We start from the raw sequence: 19,726 nt of genomic DNA on the forward strand, positions 1-19,726 counted from the left end.
GTGGTCCTCGGTTTCTCTGGTGGTGGATGGATCTGGTGTCGTTCCGTGGGTCGGACGGGTCACCCCTTGACGGCACCCTGGGTGACGCCCGACATCACCCAACGCTGCGCGAACAGGTAGGCGATGATCGCGGGGGCCATCGCCATCAGGTACGAGGCGAAGGCGACGTTGTAATTGCTGCTGAACTGGGTCTGGAAGAGGTTCTGCCGCACCGGGAGGGTCTGGAGTCCCGCGTCCGAGATGATGAGCGACGGCATCATGAAGTCGTTCCAGGCGTAGAGGAACGCGAAGATGCCGACCGTGGCGCTCATGGGAGCCAGCAGCGGGAAGATCAGCTTCCAGAACGTCTGCCAGGTGCTCGCACCGTCGATGCGCGCACTCTCCTCGAGTTCGATCGGGATCGATCGCAGGAACGCCGTGAACAGCAGCACGCTGAAGCTCAGCTGGAACATCGTGGCGAGGATGATCACCCCGAACGGGTTGTCGAGTCCGACGCGACCGGTCAGTTGGATCTGCGGCAGTGCGACGACCGGGAACGGGATGAACATCGCGGCGAGCAGGTAGAAGAACGAGAAGCGGAACAGGCGGCGATCCCAGTTGCGCACGATGGCGTACGCGGCGAAGGAGGCGAGGATGATGGTCGCGACCACGGTCCCTGCCGTGACGAGGAGCGACATCGCGAAGCCGACCGGGAACTTCGTGAGGGTCCACGCCTGGACGAAGCCGTCGATGCTGAACGGTGCCGGGAGTGAGAAGGCGTTGCCGTCGACCGACTGGGTGTCGGTCTTGAACGCCATCGAGATCGTCACGTAGAGCGGCAGCAGGACGGTCACGGCGCAGAGCAGCAGGATGATCGTCGTCGACCAGCTCACCCGCTCTCCCCTGGTCCGCTGCTTCGTGGTGGCGTTCGCCGTGGTGATGGACTGGGTGCTGAGCACGGTTGGTGTGGCCATCAGAGTGCGTTCCTTCCGCGCGTCGCCGAGAGTTGCACGAGGGCGATGATGATCGTGATGATGAAGAACAGGGTGGCCGTGGCCATCTGGTAGGCGTAGTCACCCGTCTGGAACCCGCGGATGATCGTCATCGAGATGCTCCGCGTGGAGGTGCCCGGGCCACCGTTGGTCAGGCCGACGATGATGTCGTAGGCGTTCAGGTAGTTCTTGAAGCCGAGGATCACGTTGATCACGACGTATCCCATCACCAGCGGCAGGGTGATCCGCAGCAGCTGCTGGCGCTTGTTCGCGCCGTCGAGCGACGCCGCCTCGTAGACGTCACCGGGGACCGCGAGGAGACCCGCGATGTAGATGAGCAGCGTGCCCGGGATCGACTGCCAGGCCGTCACGATCACGATGCCGAGCCAGGCGAGGTCCGGGTTGGAGAGGATGCTCGTCTCGAGGAACGGGATCCCGAGCGCCGAGCCGGCCGCCGGTACCGAGTTCATGAAGAGGAACTGGAACACGTAGGCGATGATGATGCCCGAGATGACCATCGGGATGACGAAGATCCCGCGGAGCCCCATCTTGAAACGGATCTTCGCGGTCAGGCCGACCGCGAGCAGGAACGCGATGACGTTCACCGCGATGACCGTCACGAGCGAGAACCCGAAGGTGAAGAGGAAGCTCGTGAGGATGGCCGGGTCGCTGAACGCGGCGATGTAGTTCGTGAAGCCGATGAACTCCCAATCGCCGATCCCGATGGAGTCGGTGAAGCTGAAGAAGATGCCGACGACGCCGGGGAGCGTGATCGCGAGCGTGAAGAGGATGACGGCTGGGAAGAGGAAGAAGTAGTAGATCGGCTCGACCCGCTTGGTGCTGCGTCGGACCTTCGGGTTGCCCCCGGTCACGATCGATGTGGTGGCGCTCATTCGGAACCCTCCTTGCTCGCGACGGGCGGCTGTCGGAACGCGAGTCGGGCCCAGTCCGCGTCCATGGTGCGAAGCATCGACGCCGCGTTGGTGCCGAGGACCAGCGACTGCGCGTAGTTCTCGGTCGGGATGGCGCGGGGGTTGAGCACGCCCGGCCCCTGGTAGAACGCGCCGGCGTCGTAGTACGGGATCATGCCCGCGACGCGCGGGTCGTCGGGAGCCTTGCCGTCGTCCGTCGGGACGAACCCGAGCTGCGACTCGTTGTAGGCCTGGATGACCTCCGGCTGGAAGAGGTACTCGAGGAAGTCGCGGGCACCCTCCGGGTTCTTCGCCTCCTCGGGGATGATGGTGACGAGGTCGAGGTTCACCCGGACCTTGAGGTCTTTCGGGTCTTCGGTCATCGGCAGCGGGAACGTCCCGAGGTCGAGATCGGGTGCGGTGAGTGCGATCTGGCTGAACGCCCACGGGCCCTGCAGGTACATGGCGCCCTTGCCCTCGGCGAAGGCGACGTTGCCGGCGTCGTAGGTGCGACTCGGCGCATCGGCCTGCGTGTACTCCTTGGCGAGCAGCTGCATCTTCTCGACAGGCTCCAGGAAGTCCTTCTCGAAGGAGACCGGAGCATCCGGTCCCACCTCGGTGCCTTCCTCTGCGAGCCGGTCGTAGAAGTCCGGGATGTCGACGGCGCCACCGACCGAGTAGTCGAACCAACCCTGGTTGGCGGTCCAGGCATCGGCGAACGTCGCGTAGAACGGCGCCACGCCGGCCGCCTTCAGCGTGTCGGAGACGGCGATGAGTTCACTCCACGTCGTCGGCACCTCGAGGCCGTACTCGGCGAAGATCGTCTTGTTGTAGATGACGGAAGCGGCCATCACCGAGTAGGGCAGCGCGCTCGTGCGTCCCTCGCAGACGCCGTACTGGTCGAGCAACGGCTGGAGGTCGTCGCGGATGGACGCCGCCGCCGTCGTGTCGGACAGGTCGGAGAGCGCGCACCGTTCGACGAAACGCGACACCTCGTGGTTGTAGTTCGAGAGCATGAGGTCCGGCGGGTTGCCACGGACGAAGCTCGCCGCGAGCGGATCGGGCCCCGAGGTGTCCATGACGACCTCGTACTGCTGCTGCGATGCGTTGTAGTCGGCGACGGCCTGGTTCATGAACGTGAACGCCTCACGCTTGCTGAATGTGAAGTGGATGGTCTCCCGGCCATCACTCGAGCAGCCGACGAGGACGCTGGCCAGGAGCGCCACACCCGCCACTCCGGCCGTGGCGCGTATCGCGCGTTTCAGTGGGTTCGACATCATTGTCCTTCCGCGGAGCCCTCGATGGATCCGCTGACTAAATACAGAGAGTAAATCAACTGATGACGGAAACTCTGCCATCCGTTCGACGTCTGGTCAAGCACCGGTTCCATCACGACATCCACGGGTCGGACACCGTGATCGTTCACGGTTCTGCGCGCGGTGCAGTGCCTCCCCGGCTCGGCATCCGCGCGCGGCCTTCGGATCGTGGATATCGTTGTCGGTCATGGAAGCGACGACGACGGAGCGGGCACCGGAGCCGCGCTCCTCAAGCATCACCGCCGTCCTTGATCACGCCTGGGCGACGTCCGCGTTCACCGCGGCCGACGTCATCACCGCCACCGGGTTGTCACGATCGACGGCGATCACACTCTCCGACGAACTCATCGGACTGGGTTGGCTGACGGAGCTCGACGACGCACGTCAGGCTGGTGCCGCCTATCGGAAAGGTCGCCCCGCCCGCCGCTACGAGCTGCGCATCGACGCCGGGATCGTCGTCGGTGTCGACGCCGGAGCCCACTCCATCACCGCCATCGCTGCAGACCTGCGCGGTCGGGAACTCGCGAGGTCGCACCACACCATCGATCCGGCGGCCACCGCTGAGGCACGGGTCGACGCCGTCGATGCGGCGATCGACGAGGCCCTGCGGCAGTGCGGCCCGAAGCCGCCGCTCTGCATCGTGCTCGGCGTCCCGGCCCCCATCGACGCACTCGGGCGGTCACCCGAGGGCAACGTCTTCTGGGATCGGATGAACCCTCGGCTCGGTGAGCGCATCCGCGACCACGGCTGCGCGGTCGTCACCGACAACGACGCCAACCTCGCCGCCGTCGCCGAAGGTGCGATCGGCGCCGGTGTCGGCGTGGAGTCCTACATCACGGTCGTCACCGGTGAGCGACTCGGCGCCGGATACGTCGTCGACGGTCGTCTCGTGCGCGGTCGCGGTCGGGCGGGCGAGCTGCACCTCCTCGACCTCGTCGACGGCGTCGGTTCGTCGCGAGGCATCGCCGCGCTCCTGCGCGACTGGGGTCGCGAGTACCGCGAGAGCGGCGGACTTCCGGAGAGCAGCCCGCTCAGCCGCATACCGGTCTCGCAGGTGGACGCGCAGTCGGTCCTCGCTGCGGCGGACCAGGGCGACACCGTCGCACTCGACCTGGTGCGCCGGATGGGTGATCGTATCGCGCGGATGAGCGCCATCCTGGGCGGGTTGCTCGACGTGGAGCGCATCGTGTTCGCCGGTGGGATCTCCCCGTCGATGTCGCAGCTGCTCGAGGTCGCGTCGGAGCGCATCCCCGGCTACATGAGCGCTGAACCACCCCAGCTCGTCGCGTCGGAACTCGGCGCCGACATGGTGGCGCAGGGCGCGGTCGCGAGCGCGATCGACGACGTGCGTCGGAATGCGCTGCGGATCGATCTCGCCCGACCAGTACGCTGACGTCGTAGCCAGCCGGAAGGAGCACCATGGCCGATGCGATCGTCCTCGTGTCAGGGGGTGCGGCCGTGACCCCGTTCACGGGTCCGGACCATGCCGCCGGCTCCGGCCTCGCCGCCGGGAACACCCTCACCGCACTGAGAGCGCACCTGCTCGGGCGGGAGGTCCCGGTCTTCACCGCTCCGGCACGGATCGGTGCCGGGGAGGTGCACGAGGACACGGGTTGGCAGGGGTTCGCCGACGTCCCGATCGTGCTGCCCGCCGAGGTGACCGTCAACGCCGTCGGTGGGATCGACGCCGGCGGAGCCGGCCTGGCCGCGTTCCTGCGGTGGCTGTCCGACGAACACGGCTTCGCGAGTATCGACCTCGTCGCCCACTCCATGGGCGGTCTCTTCTCTCGTGCCGCGATCCGCGAGTTGCGCGGCGCCGGCCCGTCGATCGGCCGGCTCGTCACCCTCGGCACCCCATGGGAGGGATCGCTCCTCGGCGACGTGCTCACCGGTGAGGTCTCGGTCCACGACGCCCACGGTGACGAGGGGACCACGACGATCCTCGCGCGCTCGAGCGGCTATGCCGCCGAGCACTCACAGGGCGCTGCCGACGAGGTCTCGCGCCGGTTCCTACGCGAGTGGAACACGACACAGCGAGGGTTCCTCGATGACGTCGCCGTCACCGCAGTCGGGGCGGGTCACTTCCACACGGCAGCCGAACCCCGGCAGCTGTGGCCACACGACGGTCTGGTGGCCCTGCGAAGCGCCCGAGCCGATGACGTCCCGGTCGACGTCCTCCCCCGCGTGGTCCGCCGTTCCTTCGAGGACGACGTCCACAGCATCTTCTTCGCCGACGCCTTCGACCTCCCGTGGGAGCGCGCGCTCACCTGGGATCCCGAGGTCTTCGCCGTGGTCGACGAGGCGCTCAACTCCTGAGCCGACCGAGGCCTTCGTCCCTCGGATCCTGTCGAAGTCCTCACCATCCTGACCAACGACGGGCAGCACGCCCACCTGCCGGACTGAGACAGCTCGGTGCGCCAGGCGGGCGCAATGCCGAGATCACCGTCGCGAGCGGGTGAGTCTGTCGACGACCTCGTCCAGTCGGTCGATGACCGGATGACGTCGGTGCAAGGGTGGGTCCTGGTGTCCGCTACCGAACCGGAGGAACCGCACGTGGAGTGCTTCGGCGATCTCCTCGTCGTGATTGGTGTCGCCGACCATCATCACGCGCCGGGGATCATGGCCCGAGTCCTCCAACCACGCCGTCACGACATGCTCCTTCGACGCCGCATAGACATCGGTGATGCCGTGGACGTGTGCGAAGTGACGGTGCAGCGAGTGGGGAGCCAGCTGACGCTCGAGGGTGGCCTCCGGGGTCGCCGAGATGAGGACCTGCTCGATGCCGAGCACGTCGATCGCCGCAAGGGTCTCGCGCGCTTCGGGTTGGAGCGACGCCGATCCCACACCGGCCGCGAACAGCGCGAGGTATTCGTCGGCCGCCTCCAGGAAGTCGGCTGCATCGACACCGAGCCGGGCGTAGAAACCCCGGATGGGGAAGCCGAACACGGCCCGATACGCCTCCTGGTCGGATATCTCGGCAAGACCCCGCTGCCGGAGAACGGTGTTCATCGCGGCAAGCGCCACATCGACGTCGTCGAGGAGCGTGCCGTTCCAGTCCCAGCACACCGCGTCGATGGTCATGGATACGTTCTCGTGCACGAGATCGAGTCTCACACGGTCGGCCGACATCGGCCGGATCCGACGAGGCCGGTGGCTCCCGCTCAAGTGGGCCCGACGCCGACCGCCAGTCCCTCCAGGACGTCCGCGAGTGCCACGGCACCGGCCTCGGCATCGGCGTCCTCGGCGTACTCCTCCGGCGAATGGGAGACGCCGGTCGGGTTCCGGACGAAGAGCATCGCGGTCGGCACGTGCGACCCGAGCACTCCGGCGTCGTGCCCCGCTCCGGTACCGAGCACGGGCGCCTCCGGCAGCATGCGTTCGAGGCGCCCGCGGAGGAACGGGTCGAAGTCGGTCGTGGCACTGAACGACTCCTCGGTGATCGCGGCCACGCATCCCTCCTCCGCTGCGACCAGCGACAGGCGTTCGGTGATCGCCGCCACGATCGCGGCGGTCACGACGTCGTCGGGATGACGGACGTCGATCCAGAAGTCCACGCTCGACGCGATCACGTTCGTGCCTCCCGGCAACGGGAGCACCCGGCCGACGGTCGCCCGAGCGCCCGGCGTCGCCCGTCCGATCCTGCGGATCTCGGTGATCATCCGCGCTGCCGCGACGAGCGGGTCCCGTCGATCCGGCATGAGGGTCGTCCCCGCATGGTTCCCTTCACCGCGGATCGACACCCGCCACCGTCCATGCCCCAGGATGCTCGAGCCGATCGCGACCGGGCGTTCGAGGTCGACCAGCGCCCGACCCTGCTCGACGTGGAGCTCGACGAACGCGTCGATCGCTCCGAGCCCGGCGGGATCTGGACCAACACCCCGCGGATCGACACCATTACGGGCGAGGACCTCGGCGAACGTGTCCCCCTCCACGTCGCGCAGGGCCAGCGCCCGCTCCTGACTGATCGCACCGGTGAGGAGACGCGAGCCGAGGCATGCGACCCCGAAGCGCGAGCCCTCCTCCTCCGGGAAGACCGCGACGACGATAGGTTGGGTCGGCTCGAAGCCTCGCGAGCGCAGACGATCGATCGCGACCAACGCCGATGCGACCCCGAGTGGTCCGTCGTAGGCGCCTCCGCCGGGAACCGAGTCGAGGTGACTCCCGGTGACCACCGCACCCGTCGTCGAACGTGACGGCACGTGCCACCAGGCGCGGATGACCCCGTTGCCGTCGATGTCCACGTCGAGGCCACGGCGCTCGGCCTGACCGACGAACCACTCCCGCAGCTCGAGTTCGGCGGTGGAGTAGACAGGCCTCGAGTAGCCTCCCCGACGCTGATCCCGACCGATCCCCGCGATCTCGTCCAGGAGCGAGACCACGGTGTCGCGGGTCACCGGACGGCTGCCAGGCTCGGACGGAACATCGCCGGCACAGCGTCTCGGCCCTCGATCAGCGCGAGGGCGTATTCGCCGATGAGCGGGGCGAACTTGGCACCGTGGCCGGAGCAGGGCGCCAGGACCGTGATCCCGTCGACACGGTCGATGACGAAGTCCTCCGTCGGGGTGTTCGTGAACAGGCAGGTCGTCTCCGCATACGGTTCCGGGACGAGGCTCGGGAGGAACTCGCGGACGTACGCGACGACCCGTCGGCGGTTCGCGTCGTCGACGACGCCGTCGTGATCGGCGGCCGAGGGGATGCGCCTGCCACCGTTGTACTCGGCGACCTTCTGACCACGCCAATCGGCGTCACGCCCTCCGGGGAGTCCGTAGACCTGCATCCGCTCGGACTTGTGGATGAAGGTGGGCCACACTGAACCGGATCGCGCCGGGTCTTCCACGTCGACGCCGATCCGGTCCTGATACGGGAAGTGGTACGCCTGCTCCTGGCGGACCTCGAGCGCCGGGAACGCGTCGAGGAACCCACCCGGCAGCGCGAGGTCGCCGAGGAGGTCCGGAAGCCAGCCGCCGGCTGCGACCACCACCTGCTCCGCATCGAACGCACTCCCCTGATACCCGAGCACCCGGTACCCGGTGGCAGTCCGCTCGACCCGCTCGACCGGCCGATCGTTCAGGACCGTGGCCCCGGCGCGGACGGCGGATTCGAGCATCGCCATCACCGCCTGTTCCGCGTCGATCACGCCGGCTCCCGGATGCCACAGGGTGGGCGTGTCGAAGCCGATGTCCCAACGGGCTCTGGCTTCGTCTCGCGACAGCAGCTCGTGATCGATGCCGTGCTCGGCCAGCACCGACGCGAGGTGCTCCGGGCGACGGGTCGTCCCGAAGTCGAGCGCCCCCGTCGGCGTGATCAGTGGACGCCCGTGCTCCAGGCCGAGCTCGTCCCACCCAGATGCCGCCGCGAGGACGAGACGGGTGTACGACGCCTCCGGGTAGGCGTAGCGGAAGATCCGGGCTGATCCGTGGGACGATCCCCACTCGTTGGCCGGGCGACTCCGCTCGAGGACGGTGACGTCGTGCCCGGCCTGGGCGAGGCGCCAGGCCGCCGCAGCACCGGCGAGCCCGGCTCCGACGACGATGACGCTCGTCATGCGCGTGCTTCCAGGTCTTCGTCCTCGTAGGCGCGCTCGGCGTGGGCGTGCTCGTCGATCCCGGCGACCTCGTGCTCCTCGGGGATCCGCAGACCGATGGTGATCTGGATCAGCTTCGCGATCGCCCAGGTGACGATGAACGAATAGGCGAGGACCGCGACGGTCGCGATCGTCTGCACGCCGAGCAGTTCGAACCCGCCGCCGTAGAGCAGGCCGGAGCGTCCGTTCGGTGCCGCATCCGTCGCGAACACCCCGATGAGGAGCGTCCCGATGATGCCGCCGACGAGGTGGACACCGACGACGTCGAGGGAGTCGTCGAACCCGAGCCGGAACTTCCACTCGATGGCGAGGCAGCAGACGACGCCCGCAATGGCCCCGATGATGATGGCACCGATGGGCGAGACGGCGCCGCAGGCGGGGGTGATCGCCACGAGGGCGGCGATGATCCCCGATGCGCTGCCGAGGCTCGTGACCGCTCCGTGGCGGAGTCGATCGACGATGGACCAGCCGATGAGGCCGGCACAGGCGGCGACGGTGGTGTTGAGGAACACGACGCTCGCCGCATTGCCGGCTGCCAGCGCCGAGCCGGCGTTGAATCCGTACCAGCCGATCCAGAGCAACCCGGCGCCGACGAGGACGAGCGGGCGGTTGTGCGGACGGAGCTTGCCACCCCAGTCCTTGCTCTTGCCGAGCACCAGGGCCAGTGCGAGCGCCGCGACGCCGGCGTTCATGTGCACGGCCGTCCCGCCGGCGAAGTCGACGGCACCGAGGGTGTTCGCGATCCATCCACCGGTCGCCGTGTCGTTCGAGAAGGCGAACACCCAGTGCGCGACCGGGAAGTACACGAGCGTCGCCCAGAGCCCGGCGAACAACAACCACGCGCCGTACTTCATGCGACCGGCGGCAGCACCGGCGACGAGTGCCGTCGTCACTCCGGCGAACAGCAGTTGGAATGCCGCGAAGAGTGCGAGGGGAATGCCGGCATCGGGGTCGTCGACGAGTGCCTGGTCGAGCCCCGCGAACTCGAACGGGTTCCCGATGAGTCCGAGCCCGCCGACGGAGTCACCGAAGACGAGCGAGTACCCGAAGGCCACCCAGAGCAGCGCGACGAGGCTGGCCCCGCCGAAGCACATGATCATCATGTTGAGGATGCGGCGGGACGAGACCATCCCGCCGTAGAACAGAGCCAGGGCCGGGATCATGAGGGCGACAAGAGCCGAGCTCGTCAGGATCCAGGCGACGTTTCCAGCGTCCACAAATCACTCCATCGTTCGAGGTGCACAGCGGCCGGGCGGCCACAGCGTCGGGTTCGGGTGGAACAGGTGTCGGTGCTCGGTGCCGGTCGGCGGTCAGGCCAGGTCTGGGGCTTCCCAGAGGTTGAGCTTCGTGCCGATCCCCTGCTCGACGGCGTTCTCGTAGATCGTCTTCGCCCACGCGACGTCCTCGACGCCCATCCCACCGACGCTGAAGAGCACCGGCTGCTCGGGGAACTCGCGCCCGACGGCGTTCCCGTCGAAGACGTCTCCGATGTTGACCACGCGGGACTCGTCGAGCTCGCCGGTCCCGATGAGGTCCTGCCAGTAGAGGCCGATCATCCCGAACGCGGTCTCGTGCGACGGCGCAGGGTACTCCTCGGCCCACGCCTCGTAGATCTTCTTCGCGTCGGCGATGAGGCGCGCCTTGCCGGAGAGGGTGTACTCCTTGTCCATGCGCAGATTGGCGGGCAGGCTGAGGAACGCGCCGGGCTTGATCCAGTCGCCGTCGATGAACGGGTAGTTCTCCGACCCGACCAGGCCGGTGACGGCTTCGGAGACGATGTCCGAGTCACGCACGGCGGCCTCGACCGTCTCGGCGATCTCGATCGTCGTGAACTGCGGGTAGTGCTCGCGGACGTAGTCGGCGAACGCCTCGGAGGTCGACCGTCGGCGCCCGTGGATGCGGATGGTGTCGAGCGAGGGACGGGCGGTGGTCATGGCGTGCAGGGCGCTCTTGTTCATGGCGCCGGGCCCGATGATGCCGAGCGACTTGGCGTCCACCGGCGCCAGGAGCTTCGCGGCGGCTCCCGGCACGGCAGCGGTGCGGTAGGCGCTCTCGAGGTTGCCGGACATGATCGCGTAGGGCGCACCGGTGTCCTTGTCGTTGAGCACGATGAGGTGGATGGAGCGCGGGAGGCCCCGCTCGCGGTTGTCGACGTTCGAGCCGTACCACTTGACGCCGGCGGTGTCGAAGCGTCCGCCGAGGTAGGCGGGCATCGCCATGAACCGGCGGTCTGCGGCATCGAGTGGCATACCGGGGAACGGTGAGGTGGCGGGGAACCCGATCGGTGCTCCGTGCGAGTTGGCGGTCGGGCCGGCCATCCGGTAGTCACCCTTCGCGACGAGCACCAACACCTCCTCCATGACCTCCATGCAGTGGGCCATGTCCTTCATGCCGGCGGCGATGACCTCCGGTTCGCTCAGGTAGAGCATGTCGATCCGGGTGTTCGGGGAAGCGTCTGCGGTCACGGGAGGTCCTCCAGGTCGGGGTCTGTGGTCCTCAGCGAACACGGTCGCGATCCTCCTGGTCAAATACCGATTCGAACCTCGATTGAGAGCGTTTCGCTCGCAATCTGGACGAAACAGCGCGGTAATACGAGGGTCGTATCGTCGATGGGATGGAGCTCCGCCAGCTGCGCTACTTCCTCGCCGTCGCCGAGGAGCTCCACTTCGGTCGCGCCGCCCGACGGCTGCACATGTCGCAGCCACCGCTGAGCGTCCAGGTCGCACGACTCGAGCAGGAGGTCGGCACCGCACTGTTCGACCGTTCGACGAGGCGGGTGGCGCTGACCCCCGCTGGACGACATCTCCAGGCGCGGGCACGACACATCGTCGAGGAGCTCGACACGGTCCGGGGTGAGATGCGCGACTTCGTCGACGGTCTCGCCGGGGAGCTCACCGCGGGGTTCGTGAGTTCGGCCAACTACACGGTCCTCCCCGGCGTCGTGCAGCTGTTCCGGGCGAGCCGCCCCGGGGTGACGCTGCGCCTGGTGCCGTTGACCTCAGGAGAGCAGTTCGACCGGCTCCGCGACGGCACGCTCGACGTCGGGATCGTCCGTGACGAGGTCCCGCAGACGCCATCCGACAGCTCCCCCGCGCTCACGACCGAGGTCGTCTTCGAGGAGCGTCTCGTGGCGTGCCTCCCGGTCGGTCATGCACTGGCGGGCCGACCCGAGGTCACCGCGCACGAGCTCATGGAGGTCCCGATGATCTCCTACCCGCGGGCGCTCATGCCGGGATTCGTGGACCGCGTCGCGGAGATCCTCGGCACGTCGAGTCGGACCCAGGTGGTCGAGGAGGTCGTCCATCAGGAGACCGCCCTCGGATTCGTCGCGGCCGGCGTCGGTACGACGATCCTGCCCGAGTCGGTGCGGCAGCTGGTGCCGCCGTCGATCGTCGTCGTGCCGCTCGCCGGGTCGCCGACGACACGCCTGCTGGCCGCTCGTCAGGAACGGGCGGACGAGAGCCCGGTCCACGACGCGTTCATCGCGTGTCTCCGCGACGCGGCCGCCCAGCTCGGGTGAAGGGCAGCCCGGTCCCGGGACTCTGCGAGCGACGGATCTACCCCGCCAAGGCGGCGAGGATCGGCAGGTAGCAGAGGAACACGGCGACGCCGCTCACGTACCCGGCGAGGACCTGGAGCGGGGTGTGCGCTCTCTCCCTGACACGGGCCCATCCGACGGCCGCAGGCACCAGCAGCAGCATCGTCGCGATGGGAGCCGGGAAGCAGCTGAACTGCAGGACGCCGACGAAGGCCGCGATGGCGGAGTGGATCGAGAGCTTCCAGACGAGGTTCACCGCGGTCACGACCAACAGGCCGATGATCGAGGCGATACCGACCGCCAACAGCTGGGCGCCGGCGCCGAGCCACACCAGCAGCGAGACGCCGAGCACGACCGACGCCAGCACGCAGGCGAGGATCGGTCCTCGCTGCCGCCGATCGGCGACGAACCTTCCGCTCACCCGGCCGGTCCGTGCCAGCAGGATGAGCGCCGCGTAGGGCAGCACGGCGATGAGCAGCGCTCCGAGCAGAGCCGTCCAGAGGCCCCGCACGCCGGTGGTGATGCCGGCTTGGACGAGCGCGAACGTGAGGAGCGGCGCCGGGCCGAAGACCTCGGATATCACCTGGGCCAGACGGAGGCTGCGGTTGGGATGCGACGGCGACTGCACCCCATGACAGTAGTGCCCGCGGCCCGCAGGATGCAGACAGGTATCCTCGTGAACGCGTGGGAACCGGATGCATTCACGCGTGCCGTGGCCACCCGCAACATCGATCAGCCGGCGTTCGTGTTCCAGCACGCACGCCATCAGCAGAGGAACGGTATGACGTCACTCGCGTTCGCAGGACAACGGGTCGCATTGGTGACCGGTGCTTCCAGAGGCCTCGGCGCGGGGATCGCCCGGCGACTCGGGTCCGAGGGCTATTTCGTCGCCGTGAACTACCGCTCCGGGGCGGACCAGGCCGCGAAGGTCGTCGAGTCCATCCGCCAGGCCGGCGGTGCCGCCGACGCGTTCAGCGCGGACGTGACGGACGAGGAAGCCGTCGCCTCACTCGTCGGACACATCACGGGAACCGCGGGTCCGATCGCGGTCCTGGTCGCCAACGCCACCGGGCCGCAACCGACGGTGGCGATCGACGACCTCGACTGGGACGACCACCTCGCCCAGTTGGACTTCTTCGTCAAGAGCCCGACACTGCTGGTGCGGGCGGCCGTCCCACACATGCGCGAGCAACGATTCGGCCGGATCATCCAGATCGGATCCGACATGTTCGAGCGGGCCCTGCCGGGGATGTCCGCCTACGTCGCGGCGAAGGGGGCGCAGCTCGGCCTGACCCGTTCGTGGGCTCGGGAACTCGGACCGTCCGGGATCACCGTGAACCTGGTCGCACCCGGGTGGATCCCCGTCGAACGCCACGCCGGTGCCTCGCCACAGGAGATCGCCGCCTACCTGGCCGAGGTGCCGATGGGGCGGATGGGCACCATCGACGACATCGCCGAGACCGTCGCCTTCCTCGCCTCGGACCGGACCGGCTTCATCACCGGCCAGCGGATCACCGTCAACGGCGGCCACACCATCGACTAGGCGGCGCACCTTTCGCGTTCCGCCGCCCGCGATGCCGCTCCGGTGTTCAGGCAGAACCTGGACAAACGAGTCGACCCTGTCCAAGCTGGAACCGATGACCGACACCCGCGACGACTTCACCATCCGCCGAGCCACCCCGGACGACGTCGCCCTCCTGCAGGAGTGGAGCTGCGACGAACCTGTCGCTTGGGTCGATCCGGAGCGGCTGACCGCCGAACTCGCGAGTCGGAACTATCGACCGGAATGGTCGTGGATCGCCGAGCAGGACGGTCGCCCGGTGGCGCGAGCACTCTGGTGGGGCCAAGGGGACGCGAACCGACCCGCCACGCTCGACTGCCTCACCACCACGGTCGAAGTCGCGGAGCCCGAACGTGTCGGCGCTGCGCTCATTCGCGCTGGACTGGACGCCTTCGGCGCAGGTCCCGCACTGGAGTTCAACGTCGACGTCTCCCCTGCCTGGGCGGATGACGCTGCGAGCGTGGAGGCGGTGCGGTGGCGCCACGAGGCCGCACGCGCCGGTGGGTTCTCGCGCACGACCGAGCGGGTCAGCTTCGCGAGGTCCAGCTCCGATCCGGTGCCGGCACGATCGCAGCGCCTTCGTTTCGTCGCCGCCGCGGACGACGCGTTCCACGAGCTGTTCGCCCTGGTCGCGACCGGCACCCTCGATGCGCACACGCAGGACATGGTCGCGCGCGAAGGACTCGAGGCGCTCGCGGACGACGACCTGGCGTTCTACCGTTCGCTCCCCGGCGAACGGGACGCATGGCGGGTCGCAGAGCTGCTCGACGGGACGATGGTCGGGTTCATCATCCCGACGAGGACGGCGTACGACGCGAGTATCAGCTACCTGGGTGTGCTCCCCGAGCATCGCGGACACGGGTACGTGCACGACCTCCTGGCGGAGATGGTCCACATGCACCACGGGTCGGGGCAGGACCGGATCGTCGGCACCACGGACGCCGCGAACACCCCGATGCGCGGCGCCTTCGATCGAGCCGGTTTCTCGGTCACGCGCGTTCGGATCGTTCACGAGCAGTAGGTTCGCCCCGGGCTCGGTTCCGACCGAGTCAGCTGAGCACCGCGACACGGTCGACCGTCGCGCTCGTCAGACCCGCGACGACCGCAGTACGCGGACGACCCCGGCGCAGACCGCGAGCCAGATGATCGCTTGCAGGACCGCAGCGACGACGAGTGGCAGCACGAACGACCCGCCTTCGGCGGAGGACAGCCAGAAGGCCTCACCGACCGTGCAGGCGATCCCGACCCCCGAGACCGTCAGGAAGAGGGCGCGCAACGCCACCGACTCCCGACGATCGACGGCGTCCGCCACTTTGGTGGGGGCCTCCGGCTTGCCGGCGGTCTGCGGTGTCGCACCGGACCACGCCGCGATGGAACGGGTCATTCGGTACCCGGAGACCTGCAGCAGGAGCAAAACGATGGCGCTCGGCAACACGAAGACCAGTCCGATGAAAAGCACGATGCCCAGGCTGCCAGCCCCTGCCTCCGCCGAGTACGAATTCAAGACCGTCACGGTCGCCACGGACAGGGTGGCGGAAACGACGAACGTCACGGCGGCGGCGAGGCCGAGGAGCAAGCGCGCAGGTCGCTCGTACTCCCGGAGCAGGACCTCCAGTGCGACGTCGGAGACTTCGGGCTGTCGTCGTCCTTGTTCCGAGGCACTGATCCACGCCCTCGCCTCGGCTCGAAGCAGGAAGGCGTTCCAGGCTGCCGCCGTGGATGACGCGGCCGGCGGCCTCGATGGTGCTCGCCGCCCGGCCGGCTGGCGGGTTCGCTCGGGGTGCATAAGCCGACCTTACGCCGACCGCGGGCCAGGGGAAGGCGACACGGCCGCCCAGAACCGTCCGCACGGCCTCATCTCACTGCGCATCGATGAAGGTGCGAAGCGCCTCGGCCCACTGCTCGTGCGCGTCAAGGCGCCACAGCACGGTCCGGCTCCTCGCCGAGCCGTGCTGTGGCGGCTACCGGGCCGCGAGCATCCGGTCGGCCGTGCGCAGCGACAACGCCATCTGCGCGAGGCCCGGGTTCGCGGAGAGCGCGCTCGGGAACGTGGAGTTGTCGCAGATCCACAGGTTGTCGATGTCGTGCGATCGACCATCCCCGTCGACCACGCCGTCACCCGGATCGTCGCTCATCCGGCACGTGCCGAGCGTGTGCGCCGTGCGCGCGAGGACCCTGGTGCTCCGCGCACCGGCCGCGGTGAGGATGTCCGTCATCGTGCGGATGGCGTGGCGGTCGATGGCCTGCTCGTTGTCGCCGGGCGAGAACGAGATGGTCGCACGCGGCAGACCCCATTCGTCCTCCTCCGACGACAGCTCGAGCCGGTTGCCGTCGGCGGGCAGACACTCGGCGTTCATCCCGATGCCGGCGTTGTACCGTGACGCGTCGAGCTCGTCGACCAGCTCGGTGCCCCAGAGCCCGCCTCCGCGCACGAGGGTCGTCGCGTAGTTGAACGGCATGACGCCGAGGCTCTGCAACAGATACCCTCCGGCGAAGTCAGCACCGTCAGGGCGGACGAAGTCCTCGGTGATGAGCGCAGACGGGTAGCCGCGGTAGCCGCGGATCTGCTCGTCGAACCGCCCCCACACCTGCACCGCACCATGGGCGAGGAAGTTCCGGCCGACCTGACCGCTGGCGTTCGCGAGGTCGTTGTGCAGCAGGAGCCGAGGGGTCTCCACCCCGCCGCCGGCCAACACGAGCACCTCGCAGCGTTGCCGCTTGTCGACGCCGTCCTGGCGATAGACGACGCCGGTCACCCGACCGCGGGCATCCCGCTCGATGGTGTGCACGACGGCGTCCGGACGGATCTCCGCTCCCGCCGCGACCGCCGCCGGCAGGTAGGTGATGGCGGTCGTCGCCTTCGCACCGTGGCGTTCGCCCTGGTGGATGGAGCCGACGTTCGTCGTGGCGCGTCGGAGGCCGTGGTGCGGCTGATCGCGGTCGCGGGTGATGATCGCGGCGGGTGCGTCGGTCGCGCGGATGCCGAGCGACTCTGCGCCCTTCGCCATGAGGTCAGCCGGGGCGTTCCGCTTCGGCGGCGCGTACAGGTAGGTGCGCGACGGGTCCCACGGATACGGCGTCGGCCCGGAGACACCGATGGTCGCCTCGACCTCTTCGACGTAGCGGGTGAACTCCGCATGGTCGACGGGCCAGTCGCGCCCGAGACCGGTCTCGCTGCGCAGACGCAGGTCCCGGGCGTCCGGCCGGGGCGTGAACGCGCCCCAGTGGACGGTGCCACCGCCGACGCCGAACCCGCTGTTGTTCGGGCCGAACGCCGTCGGAGCGTCCCCGCCGCTGAACCGGCTGGACATCCAGTTGATCGTCGTCGCGTCGACCTCGTCCGGCGTGGACTCCGCGGGGTCGTGATTTGGCCCTGCCTCGAGAGCGACGACGCGCAGCCCCGCCTCAGCGAGTCGCGCTAGCAGTGGTGCGCCACCCGCACCGGTACCGACCACCACGACGTCGACGCTGTCGTCGAGGTCGTAGGTCTTCATCGCGTCCAGGTTCACGCTGCGTCCTCCTGTTGCTGTGCGGGCGTGGGGGCGGGTGCGGCACCGAGGTCGGAGGGCTCCCAATCGTCTCTGGTGTCGGCACCCAACTCGCGGTAGCCGGCGAAGTCGACGTCCTCAGCGCCGGTCGCGAATCCGTCGTACCCGACCCGGGCCAACGACGCGGGGTGGATGAGCCACTCCCGCGTGACGTCCACGCGCAGGTCTTCGAACCAGCGCCGGAGATCGTCTCCGTCGATGGTGCCCCCTGGAACGCCCTGGCCGTCGATCACGGCGCGGATCAACGCCTCCTGACCGTCGGTCGAATCCGGCCAGGCGACTCGGAGGTCGTCCAGCCCACCGCGGTACGCCTCGTCGTCCGTGAGTCCTCCGACCGGCCGCCATCCGTCGCCACCGCCGGCTGCGAGGTCGGCGTCGACCCGCGCGGCGAGATCGATCCGTCCGCCCGGCGGCTGCGGAACCAGGCGAGCGGCGACGGCGCGGAGCAGGTCAAGCTGTTCCAAGCTCAGCGCGCGGGGCCGATACCGGGGGTCGTCCGGCAAGGCGCGTCGTGCCAGCGCACTCCGCACCCGCGGCGTGGTCCGCGGGGACGCGATGACGAGCCCCCACTCCGCGGGGACGATCGCACTGTGGGCGACGATCTCGTCCCACAGCTCGGTGATCGCGCGCGCCACCTCGACCGGACGTTCGGAGGAGAGCAGATGTCCGGCTCCGGCGAGCGACACGAATCGTGCGCGGGGGTAGACGTCCGAGAGCAGCTCTGGCTGCACTGCAGCACCGAGAGCGTCGTCCTGGTCCCCGGCGAGCACGGTGCACGGGAGGTCGAGGGTGCCGACGGAGGACGTGATGTCCTCCAGGCTGCCCTGCTCGAGCCAGCGGCGCCACGCGACGGGCGACATGGCCTGCACGGACGCCACGGCCGCGGTCTGCAGCTGGGCCGGCAGGGGTGCACCCACGTTGTCGTCGACGAAGGTCTGTGCGTCCGCCTCGGCGATGGGCCCGTCCTCGACCCAGGTGAGCATCTGGTGGCGCTTGGCGTCCGGCATCGGCTCGGGCGTGGGCGGTGACGGTGCCAGGAGCACGACGCCGAGGAGCCCGAACACGGGGACGTCGCCGTCGCGGACCCGGGCGGCGATCCCGGCGGCGACCTTGCCGCCCATGCTGTGGGCGCACAGCAGCCAGGGTCCGCCGTCGGCCTGCTCCGCGATCACGGCGAGGGCAGCATCGACCTGCGAGTCGACCGAGCCGTCCGGCGCGTCGGCCGTGTCGCCCTGGCCGGGCAGCTCGACGGCGATCACCCGGAACCGAGCGTCGAGCTCGCGAGCCACCGGTGCGACCGCGGCGGCGTCGAGCCCGAGCCCGGGGAGGAAGAAGACCGTGCACACAGCCGCGGTCACGGGGTGACCATGCCGCCGTTGACGTTCAACGTGGCCCCGGAGACGTAGCCGGACTCCGCCGAGGCGAGGTAGACGTACGCCGGCGCGAGCTCAGCCGGCTGTCCGGCACGTTGGTACGTGTTCTCGTCGTCGAAGGACTGCATCTGCTCGTCGGAGACGCCGTCGGAGACCTGCAATGCGGTCCACACGGGGCCGGGAGCGACCACGTTCACACGGATCCCGCGCGAGGCGAGCTGCAGTGCGAGCCCCTTCGAGAGGTTGTTGATCGCGGCCTTCGTCGCCGCGTAGTCGAGCCGGTCGGGTGACGGCTTGTACGCCTCGAGCGACGCCGTGTTCACGATGCTCGCGCCCTCGCCCAGGTGCTCGAGCGCAGCCTTGGTGATCCAGAAGTTCGCGAACACGTTCGTCCGGAAGGTCTCTTCGAACTGCTCGTCGCTGAGATCTTCCACCCGGTCGACCGCGATCTGCTTGCCCGCGTTGTTGACGAGGACGTCCAGGCCTCCGAGGAAGTCCGCGGCCTCCGCGACGAGCCGGCGGCACTGGTCGGCGTGCGAGATGTCGGCGACGATCGCCTTGCCTCGGCGCCCTGCGTCGGCGATGAGCGACAGCACGTGCTCGGCGTCCTCCTCCTCACCAGGCAGGTGGGCGATGACGACGTCCGCACCTTCACGGGCGAACGCGATCGCCGTGGCGGCACCGATCCCGGAGTCGCCGCCCGTGATGAGCGCCTTCCGACCGGTGAGGCGTCCGCTGCCCCGGTAGCTCGCTTCACCGAGGTCGGGAACGGGGGTCATCCTGGCCTGCACGCCGGGCTCCGGCTGGTGCTGCAGCGGGGGCTCGACCCGGTCGTACTGGGTCACGGGGTTGGTCAGGTCGTACTGGTCGCGCGGAGACATGACGACCACGCTAAACGAGACGCAGGCCGGAACCGGTGGGGTT

Annotated in this window: 18 protein-coding genes; 5 read left to right on the top strand and 13 right to left on the bottom strand. The window is 68.8% G+C overall.

Annotated elements, in window-relative coordinates:
- Nucleotides 1-59: 59 nt before the first annotated feature.
- From ITJ62_RS08420 to ITJ62_RS08430, 3 genes are read right to left on the bottom strand one after another with little or no spacing between them, the layout of a single operon-like run.
- Nucleotides 60-953 (bottom strand): carbohydrate ABC transporter permease, encoded by an 894-nt coding sequence (locus ITJ62_RS08420; protein ID WP_194600926.1) that lies wholly within the window; start codon nt 951-953, stop codon nt 60-62.
- The gene (locus ITJ62_RS08425; protein ID WP_079002413.1) at nt 953-1,864 is read right to left on the bottom strand and encodes a carbohydrate ABC transporter permease; all 912 of its coding nucleotides are present in this window, start codon (nt 1,862-1,864) and stop codon (nt 953-955) included. Before ITJ62_RS08425 ends, ITJ62_RS08420 begins: the two co-directional genes overlap by 1 nt.
- On the bottom strand, nt 1,861-3,159 hold the full coding sequence (locus tag ITJ62_RS08430; RefSeq protein ID WP_064293872.1) for an extracellular solute-binding protein: 1,299 nt from the start codon (nt 3,157-3,159) through the stop codon (nt 1,861-1,863). The genes ITJ62_RS08425 and ITJ62_RS08430 overlap by 4 nt, the downstream gene beginning before the upstream one ends.
- A 226-nt stretch (nt 3,160-3,385) precedes the next feature.
- Here ITJ62_RS08430 and ITJ62_RS08435 point away from each other — a divergent pair, with 226 nt between their 5' ends.
- Both ITJ62_RS08435 and ITJ62_RS08440 read left to right on the top strand, forming a co-directional pair.
- Nucleotides 3,386-4,591, top strand: coding sequence for an ROK family protein (locus tag ITJ62_RS08435; protein WP_194600929.1), 1,206 nt, complete (start codon nt 3,386-3,388; stop codon nt 4,589-4,591).
- Between the two features lie 26 nt (nt 4,592-4,617).
- Entirely contained in the window at nt 4,618-5,514 is an 897-nt protein-coding gene (locus ITJ62_RS08440; RefSeq protein ID WP_194600932.1) for a triacylglycerol lipase, read from the top strand.
- Between the two features lie 123 nt (nt 5,515-5,637).
- On the opposite strand, the gene ITJ62_RS08445 is transcribed toward ITJ62_RS08440, so the two are convergent.
- The 5 genes from ITJ62_RS08445 to ITJ62_RS08465 all read right to left on the bottom strand — a co-directional run bounded on the left by ITJ62_RS08445 (nt 5,638) and on the right by ITJ62_RS08465 (nt 11,247).
- Complete coding sequence (locus ITJ62_RS08445; protein WP_194600935.1) at nt 5,638-6,279, bottom strand: HAD family hydrolase; 642 nt, start codon at nt 6,277-6,279, stop codon at nt 5,638-5,640.
- An 80-nt stretch (nt 6,280-6,359) separates the two neighbouring features.
- Complete coding sequence (locus ITJ62_RS08450) at nt 6,360-7,592, bottom strand: allantoate amidohydrolase (RefSeq protein WP_194600938.1); 1,233 nt, start codon at nt 7,590-7,592, stop codon at nt 6,360-6,362.
- Nucleotides 7,589-8,743 carry an FAD-dependent oxidoreductase gene (locus tag ITJ62_RS08455; protein WP_194600941.1) on the bottom strand — a complete coding sequence of 385 codons (1,155 nt, stop codon included), beginning with the start codon at nt 8,741-8,743 and terminating at the stop codon, nt 7,589-7,591. Before ITJ62_RS08455 ends, ITJ62_RS08450 begins: the two co-directional genes overlap by 4 nt.
- Entirely contained in the window at nt 8,740-9,999 is a 1,260-nt protein-coding gene (locus ITJ62_RS08460) for an ammonium transporter (protein ID WP_194600944.1), read from the bottom strand. The genes ITJ62_RS08455 and ITJ62_RS08460 overlap by 4 nt, the downstream gene beginning before the upstream one ends.
- A 93-nt stretch (nt 10,000-10,092) precedes the next feature.
- Nucleotides 10,093-11,247, bottom strand: coding sequence for a tyramine oxidase subunit B (locus tag ITJ62_RS08465; protein ID WP_240043873.1), 1,155 nt, complete (start codon nt 11,245-11,247; stop codon nt 10,093-10,095).
- Between the two features lie 149 nt (nt 11,248-11,396).
- On the opposite strand from ITJ62_RS08465, the gene ITJ62_RS08470 reads away from it, so the two are divergent.
- A complete protein-coding gene (locus tag ITJ62_RS08470) occupies nt 11,397-12,302 on the top strand; it encodes a LysR family transcriptional regulator (RefSeq protein WP_194600947.1) in 906 nt (301 codons plus the stop codon).
- A gap of 37 nt (nt 12,303-12,339) precedes the next feature.
- Here the strand turns inward: ITJ62_RS08470 and ITJ62_RS08475 are convergent, their stop codons facing one another.
- Entirely contained in the window at nt 12,340-12,948 is a 609-nt protein-coding gene (locus tag ITJ62_RS08475) for a phosphatase PAP2 family protein (protein ID WP_194600950.1), read from the bottom strand.
- Between the two features lie 153 nt (nt 12,949-13,101).
- Here ITJ62_RS08475 and ITJ62_RS08480 point away from each other — a divergent pair, with 153 nt between their 5' ends.
- Both ITJ62_RS08480 and ITJ62_RS08485 read left to right on the top strand, forming a co-directional pair.
- A complete protein-coding gene (locus tag ITJ62_RS08480; RefSeq protein ID WP_194600953.1) occupies nt 13,102-13,863 on the top strand; it encodes an SDR family NAD(P)-dependent oxidoreductase in 762 nt (253 codons plus the stop codon).
- Between the two features lie 94 nt (nt 13,864-13,957).
- On the top strand, nt 13,958-14,902 hold the full coding sequence (locus ITJ62_RS08485) for a GNAT family N-acetyltransferase (protein ID WP_194600956.1): 945 nt from the start codon (nt 13,958-13,960) through the stop codon (nt 14,900-14,902).
- A gap of 66 nt (nt 14,903-14,968) precedes the next feature.
- Here ITJ62_RS08485 and ITJ62_RS08490 read toward each other — a convergent pair whose 3' ends face one another.
- The 4 genes from ITJ62_RS08490 to ITJ62_RS08505 form a co-directional block, all read right to left on the bottom strand.
- On the bottom strand, nt 14,969-15,667 hold the full coding sequence (locus ITJ62_RS08490; RefSeq protein ID WP_137241764.1) for a hypothetical protein: 699 nt from the start codon (nt 15,665-15,667) through the stop codon (nt 14,969-14,971).
- A gap of 175 nt (nt 15,668-15,842) precedes the next feature.
- Complete coding sequence (locus tag ITJ62_RS08495; protein WP_370581870.1) at nt 15,843-17,390, bottom strand: GMC family oxidoreductase; 1,548 nt, start codon at nt 17,388-17,390, stop codon at nt 15,843-15,845.
- Entirely contained in the window at nt 17,387-18,787 is a 1,401-nt protein-coding gene (locus ITJ62_RS08500; RefSeq protein ID WP_194600960.1) for an alpha/beta fold hydrolase, read from the bottom strand. Before ITJ62_RS08500 ends, ITJ62_RS08495 begins: the two co-directional genes overlap by 4 nt.
- Nucleotides 18,784-19,683: an SDR family oxidoreductase gene (locus ITJ62_RS08505; RefSeq protein WP_194600963.1), complete on the bottom strand. Its 900-nt coding sequence runs from the start codon at nt 19,681-19,683 to the stop codon at nt 18,784-18,786. The genes ITJ62_RS08500 and ITJ62_RS08505 overlap by 4 nt, the downstream gene beginning before the upstream one ends.
- Nucleotides 19,684-19,726 lie beyond the last annotated feature (43 nt).

It is taken from the genome of Plantibacter sp. VKM Ac-2876, from assembly GCF_015350715.1.
Taxonomy (GTDB): domain Bacteria; phylum Actinomycetota; class Actinomycetes; order Actinomycetales; family Microbacteriaceae; genus Plantibacter; species Plantibacter auratus.

Excerpts from the sequence above, each read along its gene's own strand:
- ITJ62_RS08440 (WP_194600932.1), top strand. The coding sequence starts at position 4,618 with ATGGCCGATGCGATCGTCCTCGTGTCAGGGGGTGCGGCCGTGACCCCG.
- ITJ62_RS08490 (WP_137241764.1), bottom strand. The coding sequence starts at position 15,667 with ATGCACCCCGAGCGAACCCGCCAGCCGGCCGGGCGGCGAGCACCATCG.
- ITJ62_RS08420 (WP_194600926.1), bottom strand. The coding sequence starts at position 953 with ATGGCCACACCAACCGTGCTCAGCACCCAGTCCATCACCACGGCGAAC.
- ITJ62_RS08470 (WP_194600947.1), top strand. The coding sequence starts at position 11,397 with ATGGAGCTCCGCCAGCTGCGCTACTTCCTCGCCGTCGCCGAGGAGCTC.
- ITJ62_RS08485 (WP_194600956.1), top strand. The coding sequence starts at position 13,958 with ATGACCGACACCCGCGACGACTTCACCATCCGCCGAGCCACCCCGGAC.
- ITJ62_RS08435 (WP_194600929.1), top strand. The coding sequence starts at position 3,386 with ATGGAAGCGACGACGACGGAGCGGGCACCGGAGCCGCGCTCCTCAAGC.
- ITJ62_RS08425 (WP_079002413.1), bottom strand. The coding sequence starts at position 1,864 with ATGAGCGCCACCACATCGATCGTGACCGGGGGCAACCCGAAGGTCCGA.
- ITJ62_RS08430 (WP_064293872.1), bottom strand. The coding sequence starts at position 3,159 with ATGTCGAACCCACTGAAACGCGCGATACGCGCCACGGCCGGAGTGGCG.
- ITJ62_RS08480 (WP_194600953.1), top strand. The coding sequence starts at position 13,102 with ATGACGTCACTCGCGTTCGCAGGACAACGGGTCGCATTGGTGACCGGT.
- ITJ62_RS08455 (WP_194600941.1), bottom strand. The coding sequence starts at position 8,743 with ATGACGAGCGTCATCGTCGTCGGAGCCGGGCTCGCCGGTGCTGCGGCG.
- ITJ62_RS08445 (WP_194600935.1), bottom strand. The coding sequence starts at position 6,279 with ATGACCATCGACGCGGTGTGCTGGGACTGGAACGGCACGCTCCTCGAC.
- ITJ62_RS08505 (WP_194600963.1), bottom strand. The coding sequence starts at position 19,683 with ATGTCTCCGCGCGACCAGTACGACCTGACCAACCCCGTGACCCAGTAC.